13 protein-coding genes are annotated in these 21,592 nt (G+C 44.1%); 5 read left to right on the forward strand and 8 right to left on the reverse strand.

The genetic code is table 11. The features are described 5' to 3' along the window. Window positions 1-5 precede the first annotated feature (5 nt). Genes K0S23_RS14965 through uvrA form a run of 3 tightly spaced genes read left to right on the forward strand, consistent with a single transcriptional unit; the run spans window position 6 to window position 4,899 of the window. Window positions 6-1,070, forward strand: a complete 1,065-nt coding sequence (locus K0S23_RS14965; protein ID WP_300359023.1) for an MraY family glycosyltransferase — start codon at window positions 6-8, stop codon at window positions 1,068-1,070. A 34-nt stretch (window positions 1,071-1,104) separates the two neighbouring features. After that, window positions 1,105-2,028: a lytic transglycosylase domain-containing protein gene (locus tag K0S23_RS14970; RefSeq protein WP_300359026.1), complete on the forward strand. Its 924-nt coding sequence runs from the start codon at window positions 1,105-1,107 to the stop codon at window positions 2,026-2,028. A 24-nt stretch (window positions 2,029-2,052) separates the two neighbouring features. Further along, complete coding sequence (uvrA, locus tag K0S23_RS14975) at window positions 2,053-4,899, forward strand: excinuclease ABC subunit UvrA (RefSeq protein ID WP_300359029.1); 2,847 nt, start codon at window positions 2,053-2,055, stop codon at window positions 4,897-4,899. Between the two features lie 55 nt (window positions 4,900-4,954). On the opposite strand, the gene K0S23_RS14980 is transcribed toward uvrA, so the two are convergent. The 4 genes from K0S23_RS14980 to K0S23_RS14995 form a co-directional block, all read right to left on the reverse strand. After that, a complete protein-coding gene (locus K0S23_RS14980; protein ID WP_300359032.1) occupies window positions 4,955-5,335 on the reverse strand; it encodes a DUF5684 domain-containing protein in 381 nt (126 codons plus the stop codon). A 122-nt stretch (window positions 5,336-5,457) separates the two neighbouring features. Next, a complete protein-coding gene (locus tag K0S23_RS14985; protein ID WP_300359035.1) occupies window positions 5,458-7,659 on the reverse strand; it encodes an OmpA family protein in 2,202 nt (733 codons plus the stop codon). 1 nt (window position 7,660) lies between these two features. Next, the gene (locus K0S23_RS14990; RefSeq protein ID WP_300359037.1) at window positions 7,661-8,593 is read right to left on the reverse strand and encodes a type IX secretion system membrane protein PorP/SprF; all 933 of its coding nucleotides are present in this window, start codon (window positions 8,591-8,593) and stop codon (window positions 7,661-7,663) included. A 134-nt stretch (window positions 8,594-8,727) separates the two neighbouring features. Further along, window positions 8,728-14,400, reverse strand: coding sequence for a gliding motility-associated C-terminal domain-containing protein (locus K0S23_RS14995; protein WP_300359040.1), 5,673 nt, complete (start codon window positions 14,398-14,400; stop codon window positions 8,728-8,730). A gap of 383 nt (window positions 14,401-14,783) precedes the next feature. Between K0S23_RS14995 and K0S23_RS15000 the strand changes: the two genes are divergently transcribed. After that, entirely contained in the window at window positions 14,784-15,467 is a 684-nt protein-coding gene (locus tag K0S23_RS15000) for a TIGR00730 family Rossman fold protein (RefSeq protein ID WP_300359043.1), read from the forward strand. A gap of 143 nt (window positions 15,468-15,610) precedes the next feature. Here the strand turns inward: K0S23_RS15000 and K0S23_RS15005 are convergent, their stop codons facing one another. The 3 genes from K0S23_RS15005 to K0S23_RS15015 form a co-directional block, all read right to left on the reverse strand. Continuing rightward, window positions 15,611-16,816 (reverse strand): glycosyltransferase N-terminal domain-containing protein, encoded by a 1,206-nt coding sequence (locus tag K0S23_RS15005; RefSeq protein ID WP_300359046.1) that lies wholly within the window; start codon window positions 16,814-16,816, stop codon window positions 15,611-15,613. Beyond that, the gene (locus K0S23_RS15010; RefSeq protein ID WP_300359048.1) at window positions 16,817-17,575 is read right to left on the reverse strand and encodes a hypothetical protein; all 759 of its coding nucleotides are present in this window, start codon (window positions 17,573-17,575) and stop codon (window positions 16,817-16,819) included. An 86-nt stretch (window positions 17,576-17,661) separates the two neighbouring features. After that, complete coding sequence (locus K0S23_RS15015; RefSeq protein WP_300359050.1) at window positions 17,662-19,368, reverse strand: FtsX-like permease family protein; 1,707 nt, start codon at window positions 19,366-19,368, stop codon at window positions 17,662-17,664. Between K0S23_RS15015 and K0S23_RS15020 the strand changes: the two genes are divergently transcribed. Continuing rightward, window positions 19,367-20,659: a DUF1343 domain-containing protein gene (locus tag K0S23_RS15020; RefSeq protein ID WP_300359053.1), complete on the forward strand. Its 1,293-nt coding sequence runs from the start codon at window positions 19,367-19,369 to the stop codon at window positions 20,657-20,659. The two genes, K0S23_RS15015 and K0S23_RS15020, sit on opposite strands and share 2 nt — an antisense overlap. Window positions 20,660-21,114: 455 nt before the next feature. On the opposite strand, the gene K0S23_RS15025 is transcribed toward K0S23_RS15020, so the two are convergent. Then, a partial coding sequence (locus tag K0S23_RS15025; RefSeq protein WP_300359055.1) for a T9SS type A sorting domain-containing protein occupies window positions 21,115-21,592 on the reverse strand: 478 nt, incomplete at its 5' end.

Genomic DNA, 21,592 nt, shown 5'->3' on the forward strand with positions numbered 1-21,592 from the left:
TTAAGATGACAACTGAAATAATCTTGGCCTGTGCCGGTTTCCTGATAATGGGAATTATTATGAGTTATGTCTCCAACGGACTTCTTTTGAGATTTTCCCAAAGTCTTGGAATTCGCAATAACAACGACGTAATTGTACGCTGGGCGAACGAATCCAAACCATCCCTGGGAGGTATCAGCTTTTTTGTCGCTTTCTTTTTTGGAACAGTCGCTTATTCCGTCATTTTTAACAATGAAAATATTTTTCAAAACAGGCAGTTCGTAGGGCTTCTTACGGCAGGAACAATTGCTTTCATAATGGGCTTGGCGGATGATGCGTATAATACCAGGCCTTTTATAAAATTGTTTGTCCAGATCTTCTGCGGAGTTATTTTTGTCTACACGAACAATGTCATAGAATTAACTGAAATCAGCTGGCTAAATGCGTTGATCACGGTTATTTGGGTTGTAGGGATAATGAATTCTTTAAACATGCTTGACAACATGGATGGAATTACCGGTACAACTACCTTATTTATTCTGATTTCATGCTTAGCATGTAACGTTATTCTTTTTGATTGGAATATGAATATCTGGACCCTGACGATGTTGATTCAAATCGGGGCAACATTGGGATTCCTGAGCTTTAACATTCATCCTTCCAAATTATTTATGGGCGATGCCGGAAGTCAGTTCGTAGGCCTGTTCGTTTCTTTCTTTTCGATCCATGAATTATGGAATATCGGAAGCAATACTCATTTGAACCCGCTGACTGGCGGAGCCATAACTCTTATTGCTTTTACTCCTGCTATTTCCGATACGCTTACCGTAGTGATTAACCGTTTGAGAAAAGGAAAATCTCCTATGGTCGGCGGGAAGGATCATACGACGCATCATTTGGTCTATTCAGGATTAAATGACCGACAGGTTTGGCTCGTTTTCCTGGGAATCGGATTAATGGCAACTTTAATAAGCATCCTGGCCGCTGTATTCGCAAAAATGGGCAATCCGTGGATGTCTTTCTTCCTTACAAGCTACTTTTTTGCAGTATTTTTTGTTTTATACCGTAACACACTTATTCACAAGAAGTAGATTGCTTAATTTTGTAGTGCTCTAATTGCATTACATGAACAGACTTTTCCTTTTCTTATCCCTGGCTTTCTTGGTGGCTTGTCAAAATCAAACACCGCAGCAGAAAAGCTCAAAAAAACAAAAAGCAGTCAGCTCTGCCGCTGCCGTGGTATTTCCTGATTTGCCGCAGAGTATGGAATTCGCCGGAACAAGGATCAATCTCCAGGACGAAGACCTGCGGGAACGTTTGGACCGCGAAGTACTCATGACAGCTTATTATCAAAGTGCCTGGATCGGGGCTGTAAAAAGAGCGAACCGTTATTTCCCGGAAATAGAGCGTATTCTGAAAGAAGAAGGAGTTCCTGAAGATTTTAAATACCTGGCTATTATTGAAAGTAACCTGCAGCAGGCCGTTTCGCCGGTTGGTGCACAGGGTTTTTGGCAATTTATGCCCGCAACAGCAAAATTATATGACCTGGAAATGAATGCTGAAATCGACGAACGCTTGAATATTGAAAAAAGCACACACGCAGCATGCCGGTATTTAAAAGATGCGAACAGAACACTTAACGATTGGGTGATGACAACCGCAGCTTACAATCGCGGAGTTGGAGGTGTGCTGGAAGATATGGAATGGCAGGGAACCGAACATTATTTTGATACCTACCAGAACAGCGAAACAGGAAGATATGTTTTCCGTCTGCTGGCTACCAAACTCATTTATGAGAACCCGGAAGCTTACGGATTTTATCCGGACAAAATGGAATTATATGAGCCATTCCGCATCCAAAGGGTGATTGTGGAGGAATCTATTCCGAATTTGGCTGTTTGGGCAAATGATCAGGGCTTTAATATCAAAATTCTTCGTAAATTAAATCCCTGGTTAAAAACAACCAAATTGACAGTGAAAGGCCGGAAATTCACGATAATCTTACCGGCAGCATCCGAAAATCTGAAACCTTATAACGCATACAAATAACATTTAAGATCACACATTTTTGACATGAGTCTTGACGAACAAACAAAAAAAATTGAAGTTTACGGAGCCAGAGAGCATAATTTAAAGGATATCCATTTAGAAATCCCAAGAGACAAGCTTGTTGTTTTCACCGGTTTGAGCGGAAGTGGTAAATCCTCGCTTGCATTTGACACTATTTTTGCAGAAGGTCAGCGAAGATATATTGAGACTTTCTCTTCCTATGCCAGGCAGTTTCTGGGCGGAATGGAACGCCCGGATGTAGATAAGATCAATGGTCTGAGTCCGGTTATCTCAATCGAACAGAAAACAGTTTCAAGAAGTCCGCGGTCTACTGTCGGCACAATTACCGAGATCTATGATTTCATGCGTTTGCTTTATGCGCGGATTGGAACCGCATATTCCTATGAAACCGGGGAGCAAATGGTCAAATACTCGGACGACCAGATCACGGATCTGATCATTGAACAATTTGACGGAAAGAAAGTACTGATCCTGGCCCCGAAAATTAAGGGTAGAAAAGGACATTACCGGGAATTATTCGAGCAAATCGGTAAAATGGGCTATTCGAAAGTTCGTATCGACGGAGAAATACAGGAAATCGAAAAGGGAATGCGCCTGGATCGTTACAAGATCCACGATATTGAAATCGTAATTGACCGCATCCAGGTGAAAGCAGACGACCGCAAGCGCTTGTACGATGCCATCACTACCGCCATGAAACATGGAGGGAAAAGTATGATGATCCAGGAATTTGGAAGCAATCAGGTACGTCACTTTTCCCGCTTGTTAATGTGTCCGACAACAGGAATTTCTTACCCGGAACCGGAACCGAACCTATTCTCCTTTAATTCGCCTTATGGAGCTTGTCCTACTTGTGTGGGCTTGGGTGAAATATCTGAAATTGATCGCGAGAAGGTAATCCCTAATCCGAAACTGAGTATTAAAAAAGGTGGTTTGGCTCCGATCGGAGAATACAAACGCAACTGGTTCTTCGACCGGATCGAATCTTTTCTGCAGCAGGAAGGTTATACGATAAACACTCCGATTGAAGATCTGCCGGACGAATTGGTGCATGTTATCCTGAATGGAAATGAAGGCTTGGAACAAGGCGCCAAAGAAACAACCATTCAATTTGAAGGTCTCGGGAACTTTATGGCCAGACATGCGGAAGAAAGTACTGCAGGTATCCAGCGCTGGGCACAGAGTTTCATGAATAAAATCACGTGTCCGGAATGCCATGGTGCACGCCTGAAAAAAGAAGCGCTTCATTTCAAAGTGAATGAAAAAACACTCGGGGAAGTTGCAACTCTCGATATCCAGGAACTGGCTCTTTGGTTAGAGAATATTGAAAGTTCACTGAATAACGAGCAACAGGTGATCGGAACGGAAATCCTGAAAGAGATTCGTGCTCGTGTGCGCTTCATTTTGGAAGTTGGTTTGGAATATTTAACGCTTCACCGTTCAGCACGAAGCTTGTCCGGAGGAGAAGCTCAGCGGATTCGTTTGGCTACGCAAATCGGGTCGGAATTGATGAATGTGCTCTACATTTTGGATGAACCTAGTATCGGGCTCCACCAACGGGACAATACCCGTTTGATCAATTCATTGAAACGCTTGAGAGACGGTGGAAACTCCGTAATTGTAGTGGAACACGACCGTGAAATGATGGAAGCCGCCGATTTTGTGGTTGACATCGGCCCGGGAGCCGGAGTTCACGGAGGAGAAATTGTAAATGCTGCTCCGTTTGATCAGCTCATTTCCAAGGATTCCATTACTACCAAATACCTGAGGGGCGAACTTGAAATCGAGATTCCGAAAAAACGCAGAAAAGGAAACGGTAAAAAACTGGTATTGAAAGGCGCTTCGGGAAATAACCTTCAGAATGTGGATTTAACGATTCCACTAGGGACATTGACTTGCGTAACCGGTGTTTCGGGAAGCGGTAAATCGACCCTGATCAATCACACGCTCTACCCTATTTTGAATGCACATATTTACAACGGGGTAAAAAAACCAATGCCTTACAAGAAAATTGAAGGTTTGGAACACTTGGATAAGGTAATTGAGATCGATCAAAGCCCGATCGGGAGAACTCCGCGAAGTAATCCGGCAACTTACACAAATGTTTTCACAGAGATCCGTTCACTCTTTGCAGCTCTTCCGGAAGCACAGATCCGCGGATATAAAGCCGGCAGGTTCTCATTCAATGTTGCCGGTGGACGTTGTGATACCTGTGGGGGCGGTGGTTTGAAAGTGATTGAAATGAATTTCCTGCCGGATGTTTATGTGGAATGTGAAACATGTAATGGAAAACGCTACAACCGGGAGACACTTGAAGTGCGTTTCAAAGGAAAGTCGATCAATGATGTATTGGAAATGACCATCGAAGATGCCGTGGTTTTCTTTGAGAGTATTCCGAAAATTCATCGTGTGCTGGAAACCCTGAACTCTGTGGGATTGGGTTATATCAAATTAGGTCAGCCTTCTACAACTGTAAGCGGCGGTGAAGCTCAGCGCATCAAACTGGCGGGGGAATTAACCAAACGCGGAACGGGGAATACGATCTATATTTTGGATGAACCCAGCACCGGTTTGCATTTTGAAGATATCCGGATGTTGATTGAAGTACTTCAGCGCTTAGTGGATGACGGAAATACGGTTTTGGTTATCGAACACAACCTGGACATTGTAAAAGTTGCCGATCATATCATTGACGTGGGACCGGAAGGTGGTCGCGGAGGTGGAAACATTGTTTGTACGGGAACCCCGGAAGAGGTCATCAAAAAATACGCCGACGTTTCTTACACTGCCAAATACCTGAAAATGGAAATTGAGCATATGGAGAAACTGAAAAAGGAATTGAAGAAATAAAAAATGGGACGCAAAGCATTGCGTCCCATTATCATTTTTATATCCTGTAAATCAGTTAAGCATCCAACAGGTCATTGCTTGATGCTGATCTTACCCTGTTATCAACGTACTGAGCACTTCCGAAAGCTAAGATCGGCCAGAATACGACTCCCAAAAGAACCATCCCGACAGTAAATCCTTCGTCTTTTCCAAAATTCTTGGAAATAGCATTCAGTGTCATGATCATAAAGACAATGTTGGCAATCGGAACAAAGTACATAGCAACCCACCAGGTAGGTTTCTTAGCTACTTCGAGCATAATAATGATGTTGTAAATAGGTACGATAGCAGCCCAGCCGGGTTGGTTCGCTTTTGTGAAAACTCTCCAAATGGAAGATATCATCAAAACGATAATTCCAATGTAGATCAGTACAAATAAAATTGCAGCAATAATCATAGTAATAATTTTTAAGTTGAACCAAATATACTCTTTTCACTCAGATCCTATTCCTGATTTTAATCAATGAAAAAGGGCAGATACACATTCGAATCTACCCTTTCCAATTTGGTGAAGAGATATTAAATCTTCACAACCAGGAATTCTGTTCTGCGATTCACAGAATGCTGGGATTCCGTATACTTGGGCTGTTTTTTCGGCCCTTCACAGGTACAACCGTTTAGTATTTTTGTCTCACCGTATCCTTTTCCGGCAATGCGGTACGGATCTTTAATTCGCGCTTTGATGTAATTCGCAGAAGCATCTGCTCTTTTCTGGGATAATTCCAGGTTTTTACCTGCCGTCCCCCTGCAATCCGTGTGAGAACCAAGTTCTACAACCATGGTTGGGAATTCATTCATGATCGCTACGATCTTATCGAGTTCCACCGCTGCATCAGGACGGATATCGTATTTCGCCAGGTCAAAGTAGATCGGTTTCAAATCAATTGCTTTCGCAAGGTCGGTTCCAACTTCCATTTTCTCAATAGCCAGGCTCAGATCCTTGGAAATGTCATACACCCCGGGAGCCGTCAGCTCTTTGTTATAAGTAGTTCCCCTTGGTAAATAACCCGTTTTCTCCATGCGAATGTTATACGAGACGCGGTCGTTCAGTTTCTTGTCGTAGATCGGTCGTTTGATCATTCCGTCTTTGTCGGTATAGAAAACTTCTTCCTTACCGGTCATGTTATTGACCAGGATTACTTTGACACTATCCAAAAGGGCATTCGATTTTTTATCGGATACTTTAACCAAAAGCATAAATCCGGGATCTTTCTCAAGCACCAGGTCTGCAGCTAATAATTCAGGTGATTCATCTGTGATCTTCACCTGTGCTTTTGATTCGAAGTAATCTTTTTTCGAACCGTCCAGGTTGAAGGATCCGGTTTCTGATGTCTCATAGACTGCTTCGGCGTTTTCATTGGTGCTGAGTGTTGCAAGTTCTTTCCCCAAATGATCTTTCAGGATGATCTGAACACCTGCCAGCTTGTTTCCTTTCTCATCCTTGGCCGTGATTTTAATTGCCCGGGCAAAGGTGAATGGTTTATCCATTGAGAAGGTATACAAATCGTCATTTCCTTTGCCTCCTGCCCTGTTCGAAGAAAACATTCCCGTAACTGCATCTTTGTTCATCCAGACTGAAAAGTCGTCTCCGGAAGAGTTAAAGGGTGCTCCCACATTTCGGGTTTGCTTAACCTCATCGTCTTTGTATTGTCCTACGAATACGTCCAACCCGCCGTAACCTGCATAACCGTCGGAAGAGAAAAAGAAAATTCCCGACTCATGGAAAAAAGGAAACATTTCGTCACCGCTGGTGTTTATTGAAGCCATGTTCTCAGGAACCGACCAGTTCCCATCCTGCCATCTTGAACGGTAAATGTCCACTCCGCCTTTTCCTCCGGGCATGTCTGAAGCAAAGAACAAGGTCTTCCCGTCAGGTGAGAAGGTTCCATGACCCACACTGTAATCGTTGCTGTTAAAGATGATCGGTGTTGGCTCAGACCAGGTTTCTCCTTCCAAATTGGAAACGAACAGGGAAAAATGCCTGGTTCCGTCTATTGCCTTTTCCGCATAATTGTTTCGGGTAATAAATGCCTGCTTTCCGTCGGGTGAAAATGCAACAGGCCCTTCGTGGTATCTATTATTAACCTTCTTGTTTTTGATCGGTTGAAGATTCGTGATGTTATTGTCTGAAGGATTAATATCCGCCCGGTAGAGGTCTAAAAAAGAAAGACGGTTCCCCAGCCAGGTTCGGTTAACTGCTTCGTTTTTCTTTCTGGATGAAGTAAAATACAATTTCCCATTGTGGATTGCCGGTCCAAAATCCTCTTGTTCCGTATTGATCGGAGAATTTTGAACCTTTATAGCAACTCCCTGAGTAGAAAACTTTTCCAACGATTCGTTCAATAAATTGAAACGGTCCATCTCGCTGTCCTTCGGATTTAACCCGGAATAGATCTTTAATTGGGCTTCAGCCTCTGCGTATTTTTGATTTTTCATCAATATCCGTGCATACTCCAAATGATCATTCGGAATCCGGTCAGTGCGTTTGCTGATACTTGCATAGCAGGCTTCCGCTTTCGCATAATCTCCTGTTTTATCGTAACCCGTTGCCAGTTTGCGCAGTACTCCTGCATCTTTTTCCTTCACTTTTTCAAGTGTTGCAACTGATGCATAATAATCGTACTCATTCAATTGAGTTGTTCCGATAATTTCATTTTTCTCCTGTGCTGATACCCAATTCATAAGGATGCATGAAACAGCAAATAGTATTGTTCTTTTCATATTAGAAGTATCTGGGTGACTTAATTTTTCCATCATTGTTGAAGAGCAGGTCATAACGCAGCATGATCTCGTGACTTCCTCCGTTATACTTGCCGGTTCGAACTCCTGTTGACCAATCGAACGAATAACCGAAAAGCAGTTGTTTGGAAATGTGAACTCCTGCCAAAGCACCTACTCCATCTCCTGTCCGGTACATAATCCCGAGGTCAATCAATTCTCTCAGCATAAATGTTCCCGTGACGTCAATTTGAAAAGGAGCATTCTGTACAATTTTCCCCAATACTGTGGGTTTGAATTTCACAGAGGGTGAGATATTAAGGACGGCACCTGCAATAATATAGTAATGGCGTCTTTCCTTCGAAACATCCGTGGTACCATTGCTCCCGGTCGCAAATAAATTGTTCTCTAGGATTGAAGGAACGGATGCGCCCAGGTAGAAGTTGGTCATCTGGAAATAGATCCCGGCTCCTAGGCTTGGAAGCATTTTCCCTCTTCTGTTTTCCATAAAGGAGGCATCGTTCGGATCTGCCAGGGTAAGGGAATTCACATCTGCTGAAAAGCTGTTAAATCCACCGTTGATCCCGAAACATAAACGTGCTTTTTCAGAAACTTTCAAACGGTAAGCAAAATCAACATCCACCGAAGTATTGTTTGTTGGTCCGATTTTGTCGTTCGTAAAGCTCAGTCCAAGTCCGATATTCTTTTTGGCTATCGGTGTATGGGCTGTAAAGGTTTGAGTAGTCGGAGCGCCTTTAAACCCAACCCATTGAAATCTTCCCAATGCAGTAAAGGTAAGTGCGTCACGGCTTCCGGCATAAGCAGGATTTATCACCAGTGTATTGTACATATAATGGGTGTACGCTGCTTCCTGCTGTGCATGTAATTGATTTAATCCTAAAACAATCAATGCGGTAATTATGAATCTTTTTTCCATTTGTTCTCTTTTTTTATGAGAATTTGCTTTTGTTTTCTCAATGAATCAGCTTGTGAGCTTACTTTAACTTGCATTTGACCAATCATCAGCTTGTGAGCTGATTAATTAAATCGAAAGCTTCGCTTTCTCTTCTCTTACCTTGTTAAGTAGATATAACCTTTAACCACATTATCTCCGTCTAATTCCAGGATGTAGAAGTAAGTACCTTCAGGCAGTACATCTTTTCCAACTGCCATTTTACCTTGCATTGTTCCGTCCCAGTCATTGTTGTAAGGACTGGCTTGGTAAACTTCCACTCCCCAGCGATTGAACACTTTGAATACGTGATCCGGGTAGTTGTCCAGGTTCGGAATGATTAGTGTTTCATTCGAATTATCACCATTTGGGGAGAATCCTTCCGGAACCTTTACATCTGCTCCGTCATTGTCTCCTGATGTATTACAGGCCGGAGCATTCGGAAGCGGATCGCACGGATCAAGCGGATCCGATGTCCCTGTTGGAACGTATGGTGTGGAAGGATTATCAACTCCGTGAACTTCTTCTCCGTCTGAAACACCGTCTCCATCTGTATCGGGATCATTCGGGTTGGTTCCGTTTGTTGCTTCGTCATCGTCTGAAACTCCATCTCCGTCACCGTCACAAGCCACACTGGTAGGCAGTGGATCGCATGGATCAAGCGGATCCGATGTCCCTGTTGGAACGTACGGCGTGGATGGATTGTCAACTCCGTGAACTTCTTCCCCGTCTGACACGCCGTCTCCATCTGTGTCGGGATTATTCGGGTTGGTTCCGTTCGTTGCTTCGTCATCGTTTGAAACCCCATCGCCGTCACTGTCGCAAGCTGCACTTGTTGACAGCGGATCACATGGATCAAGCGGGTTTGATGTTCCGGTTGGAACGTATGGTGTGGATGGGTCATCAACTCCATGAACCTCTTCTCCGTCTAAAACACCGTCTCCGTCTGTATCGGGGTTATTCGGATTGGTTCCGTTTGTTGCTTCATCACCGTTTGTTAATCCGTCTCCGTCCATATCGCAGGCAATACTCATCATATTTGGATCGCACGGATCCAATGGATCGGTACCTGAATCGACTTCATATCCATCGTTGAATCCGTCGCCATCTGTATCCGGATTGTTCGGATCTGTTCCGTTTGTTGCTTCATCACCATTCGATAATCCATCGTCGTCGCTGTCACAAGCCGGACTCGTATTGATCGGATCACATGGATCTAAAGGATCTGATGTTCCCGTTACAACATAGGTCGTAGAAGGGTCATCCTCTCCATCAACTTCTTCTCCATCCAAAACACCGTCTCCATCTGTGTCCGGGTTGGTCGGATTCGTGCCGGCAGTTCCTTCTTCTGCATTCGTTAGGCCGTCTCCGTCCTGGTCACACACCGGATTGGAAGGATTCGGATCACATGGGTTCAGCGGATCGGAGCCGAAATTCACTTCGTCGCCGTCATCATAACCATCACCGTCTGTGTCCGGGTTATTCGGATCCGTACCGGTATCCGTAACTTCTTCAAAATCTGTTAATCCGTCTCCGTCTGTATCCACATTACAATCAACTAAAGTAACCGAAACCGGTGCGGATGCTTGTGAAGAACAGCTTCCGTTTGAAACCGTAACGGTAAAAGAACCTGTTGTCTGAACCCAAATGGATTGGGTAATGGCAGCATTTGACCATAAGTAACTCGTTGCGGTTGATGATGTTAACTGTACTGAATCTCCCGCACAGAAATTCGTTGGTCCGCCTGCAGTTATTGTTGGTGTTGCTGGGCTTGGATTAACTGTTACTGTGGTTGAAGTACTTGTAGCTGAGCAACCTCCGCTCGTAATTGTTACGTTATAAGATCCCGCACTGGAAACTGTTATTGCTTGTGTTGTAGCGCCATTCGACCACAAATAAGAACCTCCTGTTGAGGATGTTAAAGTAACCGATCCGCCCGAACAAAAGGTGGTTGGTCCGCCCGGGGTAACTATTGGAGGAGCAGGGCTGGTGTTTACCGTTACTAATGTAGCTGCACTTGTAGCACTGCACCCGCTTGTTGTTACAGTAACTGTGTATGATCCGGAAGTGGATACGGTGATTGTTTGTGTTGTTTCACCTGTTGACCATAAGTAAGCTCCACCAGCAGATGCTGTTAAATTCACAGAACCGCCCATACAAAATGATGTTGGTCCGCCCGGAGTTATTGTTGCTATCGGTAATGGGTTGACAGTTATCATTATCGGTGCACTTGTTGCAGTACAACTGCCGGAACCGACACTCACAGTGTATGAACCACCTGACGTAACAGTAATTGCATTTGTAGTTTCACTCGTTGACCAGGTATTTCCCGCAGGAGCTGATGATGTTAAAGTCACAGAACCTCCGCTGCAGAAAGTAGTTGGGCCACCTGGGTTAATTGTTGGTGTCGCCGGCGGCGGATTGACAGTAACTATTGTTCCCGCGCTCGTTGAAGTACAGCTTCCGTTGGATACACTTACGGTATAAGTTCCCGACGTGGAAACGGTTATTGCCTGTGTTACGGCAGTAGTTGACCAGGTATTTCCTGTTGCTGATGAAGAAGTTAAAGTCACTGAGCCACCTGTACAGAATGTGGTAGGTCCGCCTGCTGCTATGATCGGCACACTTGGTGTAGCATTCACGGTCACGGCCGTAGCAGAAGAAGTTGCCACACAACCTGATCCGTTTCCAACTGTTACTGTATAGGAACCGCCGGAAGAAACCGTGATCGAAGAAGTAGTTTCTCCTGTCGACCACAAATAAGTTGTTGCCGGTGACGAAGTAAGTGTTACAGAACCTCCGGAACAAAAAGTAGTTGGTCCACCGGGTGTAACTGTTGGAACAGCCGGTGCACTTGGTCCGCTAAGTGTCTGCGCCAGGGAATTTGATGAACATCCTGACGCCAGTACCAGCGTAATGGTATACGATCCTGAACCCAGATTCGGAATAGTCACCGGAAGCGTTACTCCCATTTGACTTCCCGAAGAGGTTCCTGTCCATAGTATGTTTCCGCTTGCCGAACCTGTAACCTGGATACTTCCGTCTGTGGAAGCACAGGTAGTGGGATTTGAAACGGTTCCTAAAGCAATTGTTGTGCTTGGATTAATAACAACCGAAGTTGAATTTGCAGATGAACTGCATCCGTTTACGATTGTGGTAACAGAATAAGAACCGGCATCAGCAGCTTGTGCATTTGGTATAATCGGATTTTGATCCGTACTTGTAAATCCATTTGGTCCCGTCCAGGAGTAACTTGCTCCTGAAACGGTTGTTGCAGTTAAATTAATGCTTGTATTCTGACAAACCGGCGAATTGCCTGAAGCGGTCGCCGCTGTTGGCGTGGGATTCACAATCACATTCGTTGTGCTTGCAGCCACAGATGTACAGCCGCTAACTGTAATTTGCAATGAATAGGTTCCTGCATCGCTTAAAGCAGCCGATGCAATGATCGGGTTTTGTGCAGTCGAACTGAAACTTCCTGGTCCTGACCATTGATAACTTGCTCCTAAAACCATTGGGGCGCTTAAATTAATAGCTGAACCCTGACAAACCGGGGAATTGCTTGAAACCGACGGTGCTGCCGGAGCCGGATTGACAATAACCGAAGTACTACCTGCTGACGAACTGCATCCTGAAAGCGAGATCGTGACATTATATGTTCCGGCGTCCGCTACCGTAATATTAGGGATAGAAGGGTTTTGCAGAGAACTGGTGAAACTGTTCGGGCCTGTCCAGGAATAACTTGCTCCCAAAACCGTTGGTGTTGTCAAATTCAGTGTTGCTCCTTCACACAATGGACCATTGCTCATCGCGGCCGGTGTGGAGATTGGAGTGCTCTGATTGATTGAAACCTGGTCTGAGGAGGAATGACATCCGTCTGTGTAAATTGTCCAGCTGTAAGTGTTTGTCCCTGTGTTCAATGCAGATACACTTGCATTCGCAGCATGAATATTAGTAAATGAACCTGCACCGGAAACAACTGACCAATAGCCCTGACCCGAAACCGGGACATTCGCTGCCATGATATAACTTGTTCCACAACCGCTTTGATCATTTCCTGCCGCAGCAATTGTAGGAACGCTATTTTCCCTCCAGTCGGGAAGTCCATCGTTATCCGAATCCTGTCGTGGGGCAGTTGTGCCACCGTTATCAGGATCGTATGCATTATCCAAACCGTCATTATCGGTATCGATATTTAATAAGTTGAAGTCGGCAACACAGTTGTGATTGGCGTCATTGCCTTCCAGCTGGTCGGAGAATCCATCATTATCGGAATCCAGGTCGATGTAATCAGGGTTATCGTTTCCATCTGTATTGACTGCTACAATTAAAGTTCCTCCGGTACTCACGTCGTATGCATTATCTAATCCGTCGCCATCGGAATCTGATCCGCTTGGGGGAATAAATCCTGCGGAAGTCTGATATTCATGTAAGTCAAGGATCCCGTCATTATCCGAATCCTGGTCTTTCCAATCTGGTTTTCCGTCATTGTCGAAATCCTGGGAAGAAGCAAGAGGCGAACAGAACATGATCTCTCCGATTCCGTAACCCTGGTTTCCTACTGCAGGATCCATATTGTCGTATATGAATTGAACGGAATCCACCAAAACAGGAAGGTTTATTGCGATTGTTCCGTTTAGCTCCGTATTATCCATTGCAACCAAACCGAGAAATTGGTTGTTTCCATTGTACATATTGAAGTTCCCTGTTCCAATCGTATAGTCCGCAGCAGTAAGCTGGTATAATTGACCGAATGAATAGGCATTTACTGTAATTCTATCCTGGAATTGCCCTGCAGCAACGTCTATATCCTGCAGTTTAAAAGATAAATCACTTACGGGTTGACTGAATCTCAGTACCTGGATTGATTGATCTGCAGCCGTCGCCACATCTTGTTCCGTATATATCTCCAAACCTGTAATTGCCGAATAGTTTTCCGAAATATTGAAATTAGCTATTCCTGCTCCTGCAGTGCTTCGTATCATCACATTGGCAGACACACCTGAAATTGTAGGGTAATACAAGGTTGGATCAGATTGTGCTGTTAAGGGTAAAGTAGCAGTTGCCGTACATGGCAGCAACTCGGCATTATTCGCTACTCCGTCTCCATCCCAGTCTATATCGGAAATATCCTGGATTCCATCATTATCAGAATCGCTTGACGGGATATAGTAATAAACCCGTATCCGCACCGCATCAATGTAGGAGATCACTGTCGGAAGAAGTAAACCTGCTGCACGTGATTCTATGGCGATTGCCACTCCGAAACCATTGCTGCTTACATCCATCCCATTTAAGCTTGTTCCCCACAAATCTGCATTTGTACCGTAAGTGAAAGCAGTTTCGGTGGTGGGCCAGTTCACTCCCGTATTGGCGTGATTGGTTCCCGTAATCTGGTTGTTCTTCAACAGGCGGATGTCCAGATCTCGTGTCCAGTTTGATCCGGTATTGTCGGAACTTAATTTCCTGATTTCTACCTGTACACCACAAACCTGGGCATTCATCGGGATATTCAGGTTTAAATTCCTGAGAACCAAAAAATTGGAGCTTCTGACCGTTCCACCGATAAGTAAGGCCGCATTAGCCATGGTGGCGTAACTGTTGTTATCAGTTAAAGCGTTTCCGGGGTTGTTCCATGGATCTGTTCCACCTGCAGCATTGTTTATACTTACCTGAGCATTGACATACCCGGTGTTTGATCCGGGACATTGTCCGAAGGAACTTGCGATGAAAAGGGAGCTTAAAAGTAAGGACATAGCTATCCTGGCTCGATTCGAGTAAATAATGGTCATAATTAAATAGTTTTTAAGCCTTATTTTACTCTAGCTACCAAAATACAAATGAAAAATTTGGGAGTGATATGCGGTCGTAATAAAAGGTCAGAACAACGTTATAAAAAAATTTAACAACTTCCAAATATTTAACATCAAAATTTAATGAATCGTCGATTAAATAGGTGAATCGATCGAAACTAGTGATAATTTAAACGATTGCTAATCAATGTTTTAACTAATAATATAATTAAAAATTATTCCTTTCGTTTTTTTGTGGAATTCGTAACCGAATTGCTTATAAACTATGCCAGGTTCATAATTAATGACGCAATACTACATTATTCTGGTTCAGGAACTTTATTTTTACCGAAATAGCATTTTTAGCTACTTAAACCATTCAAATGAACGCAATACGCAAGGACTGGAACGAGATAAAAACAAACGACAGCTGGGCAATTTTCAAAATAATGTCTGAATTTGTAGAAGGTTATGAACGAATGGCGCGAATTGGCCCGTGTATTTCCATTTTCGGATCTGCCCGGACCAAGGAAGAAAACAAATACTACCAGTTAAGCGTGGAAATAGCTGAGAAACTTGCCAGATCCGGTTACGGAATCATTACCGGCGGGGGACCCGGAATCATGGAAGCCGGAAATAAAGGTGCACATCAGGGTGGTGGAAAATCAGTTGGATTGAATATTGACCTGCCATTCGAGCAATTCCACAACAAGTATGTCGACCGGGAAAGTCATTTGAATTTTGATTATTTCTTTGTCCGCAAGGTGATTTTCGTGAAATATTCTCAGGGATTTGTAGTATTGCCGGGTGGTTTCGGGACAATGGATGAGTTATTTGAAGCGATCACATTGATCCAAACCAAGAAGATCACAAAAAGACCGGTTGTACTGGTCGGAAGGGAATATTGGACAGGATTGGTGGAATGGGTTCAAAAGGTAATGCTTGAAAAGGAACACAATATCGCAGCGGAAGATATGCGCTTCTTAACGATCGTGGATACTGCCGATGAAGCCGTGAAGTATGTGGATGATTTCTACAAAACACACGACCTCAGCCCGAATTTCTAAGATCAGACTTTTCTCTTTTCACCGCTAAGAGTGAACGCTTACGCCGAAGCTACAGCGAAGGAGCAAAGAACGCAAAGAAGAATTATTAAAACTTTGCGCCTCCGCGTCCTTTGCGGTTAAATAAAAAGCGTGATCTCATTTGACTAACTCAATGAAGCAATGATCTTCTTCGCTGCTCCCTGATTTCTGGCGAAAATCTCAGCAAGTCTTTCATTGATCTGGGCTCTTTTTCCCATGGCTTCTTCCACTGCTTTCTCAAAACTGAAACTGTCTTCGATTGTGAAGGCCACCTCGTGATCCAGGAACAACTGCGCTTCGGGAAAACGGCTGTGCTTCGGACCAAAAAAGATGGGAATACCAAAAGCGCCGGGCTCCAAAATGTTATGTAATTTCCCTGTAAACCCACCTCCGATGTATGCCAGATCAGCATATTGATAGGCATTGGTCAGCTGACCTATTGTATCGAGTATCAAAATGTCTTTCCCCAGGTTCCGGAAATCAGTGTAGCGCTCTACTTCATGATCGAATTCGGCAGAGATTTGTTCGATGTGCTTCTCTGAAATGTCATGCGGAGCAATGATTATCCTGAACTGTTGGCGTAATTCAAATAATGCCGGAATCAGTATTTCTTCGTCAATGGTCCAGGAACTCCCCAGGATCAAAACAGGTTTTTCTTCTATGAAGGTGCGAATGATTTCGTTTGGCTGGCTCTTTGATTTCACTGCGAGCATTCGGTCATAACGGGTATCTCCGGTAACTGTAACTTGTTGGATTCCGATACTGTTTAACAGGTCTTTTGAACGCTGGTCTTGTGCATAAAAATGGTCAAATAAACGTAGCGCTTTCCGGAAAAAACCTCCGTACCATTTAAAGAAGCGGTGGCCTGGTCTGAACAAGCTGCTCACTCCGTAAATTTCCGCACCCTTCCTCCTGGCACACTTCAAATGGTTGTACCAAAATTCGTATTTGACAAAAAAGACTTTTTGAGGATTGAAATGAGCTACAAACTTCCGGGCATTGATCTTGGTATCGAGCGGAAGGTACAATGCCAGGTCTACCTGGTGGTCGCGTTTATTGTAAAACTCCATTCCCGAAGGACTGAAAAAAGTAACGATCAGGAATGAGTCGGGAAAGGCTTCCTTGTATGCGTTCATAACGGGCAAACCCTGATCAAACTCACCCAGTGAAGCACAGTGGAACCAGACAACAGTTCTATTGCCGGGAATTTTGAATGTATTCAGCGGAACCCGTCTGCCAAGGATCCATTTTTTTGCTTTGGGATGAAACAGGGAAGCAATCCACATGACTGCATAGAAAGCCCGGATCCCAAATCCGTAGAATAATCTCATTTACTCAAAATAATAGTCTTTCGGTTTACGCTTATAGACAGGAACAAACCAACCTACTTTAAATCCGTATTGTAAATCTAATCTTTGTGCTTTGGAAACCGGAACATCCGGCTGGTCAAAAAACACATCTCTTCGATTGTAAGTTAATCCTTCCTGGATATAAAACCCGGCATAAAAGTTTACAAATCCCTGGTTGGCCATGAAGGCATATCCTGCAAACTGGTGGAAATTTAATCCCGTAGTATAGCGGTCATAACCTTTGCGGTATTTTAGTTCCAGTGTCGGAACTACCTGGTCCTGGGTCTCGACGCGTATTTTATACTGCATATAACCGAGTCCTGCGTGGACATAGAGCCCGGAATTCTTATTAGGGCTCAGTACCGGGATTACTTTCCCGACCATTACGTTGGCGTTGAAACCACGCATGTTTACAACTACTATGGCCACATCTCCGTTAACATCGTTGATATACCCGTGGGAATCCGTGATACTGGCAAACAGGTTGGGAGTCCTGATTTTGTTTCCGAACATGAAGTTCCCGTCCAAACCGTAAACCCAGTTCCGGGAAGTTTTGTATCCGGCCATCGCGCCTACGTGATTAATCGCCCCGAAGCGTTCTTTCAGATCACCTCCCGGAGCATTTAACCCGTAATGAAGTGCAATCCAAGGTGTAGCGATCGCGCTGTCGCGTACATTTCTCTGACCGAATCCGTAGAAACCGGTGAAGATCAAAAAAGCAAGTATGATAGAATTCCTCATATGTTTATAGTCTCTCAAAAATAACCATTTATCACTGCTTTAAATGCTAAATTATCCCGAAGTGGGTGAATTATCGATTAAACTGCTTATTTGAAGCGAATCGATTTGGCAGGATTTATCCGGCTGATCAGCAATGATGGAACAAATAACGCAACTAAACAGACGCTCAGGGTAATGCCGTTCAGCAAGACGATTTTCCAGATACTGAATTCGATCGGAACAGTATTCAGATAGTAAACTTTTGGATCAAGCGGGATAATATGGAACTGGTACTGAAGCCAGCAAAGCCCGATCCCGATCAGGTTCCCCCAAAACATTCCTTTCAGAATAAGTTGCCCGGTGTGCACCATAAATACTTTTCGTATAAATAAGTTACTGGCACCCATGGCTTTCAGGATTCCTATGAAATTTGTCCGTACCAATATTAAAACAAGGAGGGCCGAACCCATGTTGACGATCCCGATGATCAGCATCAGGATAAGCACGATGGCCAGGTTTACATCCAGGAAACTTAACCAGACAAACAGGTCGTGCTGGTTGTCTTTAATGCTGTTTACTTTGACCTGCTGCCTGAAATCGGGATTAAATTCCACGGCTCGTTCTATTTTCTTCTTTTGGTTTTCGATATCTGAAAAGTCGGCAACTGTGAGTTCGTAAGACCCGATGTATTCCCTGTAGGAACCATTGCCGGGGAAAAACTCCAGGTCTACGGTCTTGGAACCGGCCTTCAGTTCATAATGAAGACCATCCGCACTTAAGAATTTCTTTTTTAGGTTTCCTTCCGCATCTTTTTCAAAAGGATTCAAAGCCAGTTTGTCTCCTTTCAACCTGATCTGCAGGTAAGCTGTATCGGGAATTGCGGTTTCGCCTTCCCTGCTGTCCGGGTTCCCCACCGGTTCGTCCATAAAGGTCCAGTAGTCGGCTGCAATTAAGCGGATCACGGTATCTTTTTGCGGGTACATGGCAAATACGGGAGTATTCTCAAATCCTTCTCCCCAGTCATAACGGTAATTTCCGTTGCCCCCGGTAACCTGGGCGCGAATGATCAGGTTGTCGTGATAAAGGGAATCTTCTACTATAATCTCAGCGCTGATTCCCCAGTCGTTCAATTGCTGAACCTGTGGCAGGTAGCAAAAAACCAGTTCCTTGTCAAAATCTTCCAGCCCGGTTTCGTAAATACCTGTAATTTGAAACTGCCGCTGAATAGGTTTCTGTTTTACGAAATAAGCGTTGATCGTATCTCCCAACTGGTAGTGCAGATCGTTCGCAATGCGCCTGGAAATAAGTACTTCGGTAGATGCCGGGTCTTTGAATGCGGGAAGATGGCCTTCTTTCAGGTATGTTTTGAAAAAAGACCAGTCATAATTTTTATCAACACCTTTTAAAACAACTCCGAGGATCTCCTTTTGCTCTGTATTTCCGCGAGATTGAAGCAATGCAGGCTTGTAAGCAACTGATTGAACATGCGTTACACCTTCGATTCCACTAAGCGCTGCCTCAAACTTTTTGCTCTTCATCAGGGGGGCAGATTCCATTAAAGAAATTTCTCCCGACTTCTGAATGGAGATATGTGAACCAAAACCTATAACTTTACGGCTCACTTCTTGTTGGAACCCTTCAACCACTGCAATTGTAACGATGTTTACAACCATTGCAAGCGAAATACTCAAAATAGCAATTCTCGTAATTGGTTTTGCTGCTTTTTTATTGCCTTGCAATGAGTCATCCGTAACATTTTGCTTACGTTGGAGTTTTTTAGCGATGAAATAGATATAATTCCAATTATTACTCATGCGAATACGAAAGTACATAAAGCTTTTGGCGTTGAAAAGTATTATTTTGCTTTTCCTGGCTTCATGTGCCCCGAATAAAAACACTTCCGGGACTGTAGCCGCTAACCCGAACTCGGAAAAAACAAGAGAATATCCTGTCATTCAACCCATTGATGATGAGATCCGCTACGATGCCTACGGGGTGGAAAAACTGCCTCGTTTACAGCTGGGAAATGCCCGCATGGATCTGTACCTGGATTCCTTAAGAGGTAAAAGGGTAGCTATTGTGGCCAACCAGTCTTCTACTCTTGGCGACGATCATTTGGTGGATACTTTATTGTCACTTGGGATCCAGATCCAGAAAGTTTTTGCCCCGGAACACGGTTTCAGGGGAACGGCAGATGCAGGAGAAAAAGTATGGAGTCACAAAGATCCTGTCACCGGTTTACCGATCGTCTCACTTTACGGAAGCAATAAGAAACCCCGTGCCGATCAGTTGTGGGACGTAGATATTGTCCTATTCGACATCCAGGATGTGGGAGTGCGTTTCTATACCTATATTTCCACACTGCATTACGTGATGGAAGCATGTGCCGAAAACAATAAACCGCTCATTGTACTTGATCGCCCGAATCCGAATGCACATTACGTAGACGGCCCGATCCTGGATAAGGATCAAACATCGTTTATCGGGATGCACCCCGTTCCGATCGTTTATGGAATGACTATCGGCGAATACGCATTGATGGTCAACGGGGAATTTTGGCTGCACAACAATGTAACCTGTCAGATGTATATTGTTCCATGCCGCAATTACACCCACAAAACAAAATTTGAGATCCCCATCCCTCCTTCCCCCAACCTTCGGACGGACCTGGCAATCAACCTCTATCCAAGCTTGTGCTTTTTTGAAGCCACAACCGTAAGTATCGGAAGAGGAACCGAGCGCCCTTTTGAAATGTACGGTCACCCGGATTTCCGAAATTCCGGCTTCACTTTTGTTCCGATGCCTACAACCGGGGCGAAAGATCCGCTGTGGCAAAACCGTACCTGCTATGGTTACGACCTAAGATCCGGTCAGAACAAACGCATGTATGAAATCAACCTGAACTGGCTCATCAATGCCCGCGATCAATTAGCCGACAGCATTGATTTCATCAACCAGCGCAACTTCTTCGACCGACTGGCAGGAACAACACAATTGCGCTCACAGCTAAAAGCAGGATTGAGCGCAAAAGAGATCAAAGAAACCTGGAAACCGGGAATCCAATCCTTTATGACCACACGTCAGAAGTATTTGATTTATAAATAAGAGAAAGCATTGCTTTTGATAAAATCGGATGGTAATCCGTTACTAAAAATTGCTTCACCTTTACTAACGCGAGGCTCAGACTCGTGTCTCTGCTAATTATAAAATACCTGACTCAATTCGAATGGAGGGTTTACTCTTCGGAGTGAAAATTTGATTCTTAATTGAGGTATCGATACCAGCGGACACAAGCCCAATTACCCGACGGGAGAAAACGTTATAGAATAGCCAAAATCATTACACAACCTTCAGGATGTCCGAAAAAAAACGACAGCCAACCTGTTGCGGTTATCAATCCCGGAAAGTGCTAAGTTTTGGATCCTGATCCCCCTTTACTGACGCGAGACTCGGGCTCGTGTCCTTGTTAATAGATTGATTCCCCGCAATTCATCAAAGTGTATAAAATAAAAGCGGCGATTCCATATGGAACCGCCGCTTTTCTATTTATTAATGTTCAACTATTGTTTCACCAATCGTTGGGTATGATTACCTGAAGTTGTTAGGATGTTCACCAGGTAAACTCCTCTTTCAAAGGCTTCAACTGAAAGCACTTCTCCGGTTTGAGCATGGTCAACAGTCATCACGATTTTTCCTTTTGCATCATAGATAACAATGGAAGCTTCGTTCGTACCTGTAAAGGTAACCGTCACATAGTCCTGTGTCGGATTCGGAGTCAACGTAACCTCAAATGAAGTCTTGTTTTCGTCTAATCCAACCTGATCGATAACCACACAGTTTGATGTATCACTACATGAACCGTTTGTAACGATCACAGCATAAGAACCATTGGAAGTTGCCGTAAAGCTGGCATTCGTTTCACCTGCAATTACTTGCCCCGAACAATTAATCCATTGGTAAGTACCTGTTCCTGTAGCTTGTAAAGTAATTGCATCCAAAGATGTAATTCCGGCTACCGGAGTCGTAACAATCGTTAAA

This window comes from Fluviicola sp. (genome assembly GCF_029266855.1).
Lineage (GTDB): Bacteria > Bacteroidota > Bacteroidia > Flavobacteriales_D > Crocinitomicaceae > Fluviicola.

Excerpts from the sequence above, each read along its gene's own strand:
- K0S23_RS14965 (WP_300359023.1), top strand. The coding sequence starts at position 6 with ATGACAACTGAAATAATCTTGGCCTGTGCCGGTTTCCTGATAATGGGA.
- K0S23_RS14970 (WP_300359026.1), top strand. The coding sequence starts at position 1,105 with ATGAACAGACTTTTCCTTTTCTTATCCCTGGCTTTCTTGGTGGCTTGT.
- uvrA (WP_300359029.1), top strand. The coding sequence starts at position 2,053 with ATGAGTCTTGACGAACAAACAAAAAAAATTGAAGTTTACGGAGCCAGA.
- K0S23_RS14980 (WP_300359032.1), bottom strand. The coding sequence starts at position 5,335 with ATGATTATTGCTGCAATTTTATTTGTACTGATCTACATTGGAATTATC.
- K0S23_RS14985 (WP_300359035.1), bottom strand. The coding sequence starts at position 7,659 with ATGAAAAGAACAATACTATTTGCTGTTTCATGCATCCTTATGAATTGG.
- K0S23_RS14990 (WP_300359037.1), bottom strand. The coding sequence starts at position 8,593 with ATGGAAAAAAGATTCATAATTACCGCATTGATTGTTTTAGGATTAAAT.
- K0S23_RS14995 (WP_300359040.1), bottom strand. The coding sequence starts at position 14,400 with ATGACCATTATTTACTCGAATCGAGCCAGGATAGCTATGTCCTTACTT.
- K0S23_RS15000 (WP_300359043.1), top strand. The coding sequence starts at position 14,784 with ATGAACGCAATACGCAAGGACTGGAACGAGATAAAAACAAACGACAGC.
- K0S23_RS15005 (WP_300359046.1), bottom strand. The coding sequence starts at position 16,816 with ATGAGATTATTCTACGGATTTGGGATCCGGGCTTTCTATGCAGTCATG.
- K0S23_RS15010 (WP_300359048.1), bottom strand. The coding sequence starts at position 17,575 with ATGAGGAATTCTATCATACTTGCTTTTTTGATCTTCACCGGTTTCTAC.
- K0S23_RS15020 (WP_300359053.1), top strand. The coding sequence starts at position 19,367 with ATGCGAATACGAAAGTACATAAAGCTTTTGGCGTTGAAAAGTATTATT.
- K0S23_RS15015 (WP_300359050.1), bottom strand. The coding sequence starts at position 19,368 with ATGAGTAATAATTGGAATTATATCTATTTCATCGCTAAAAAACTCCAA.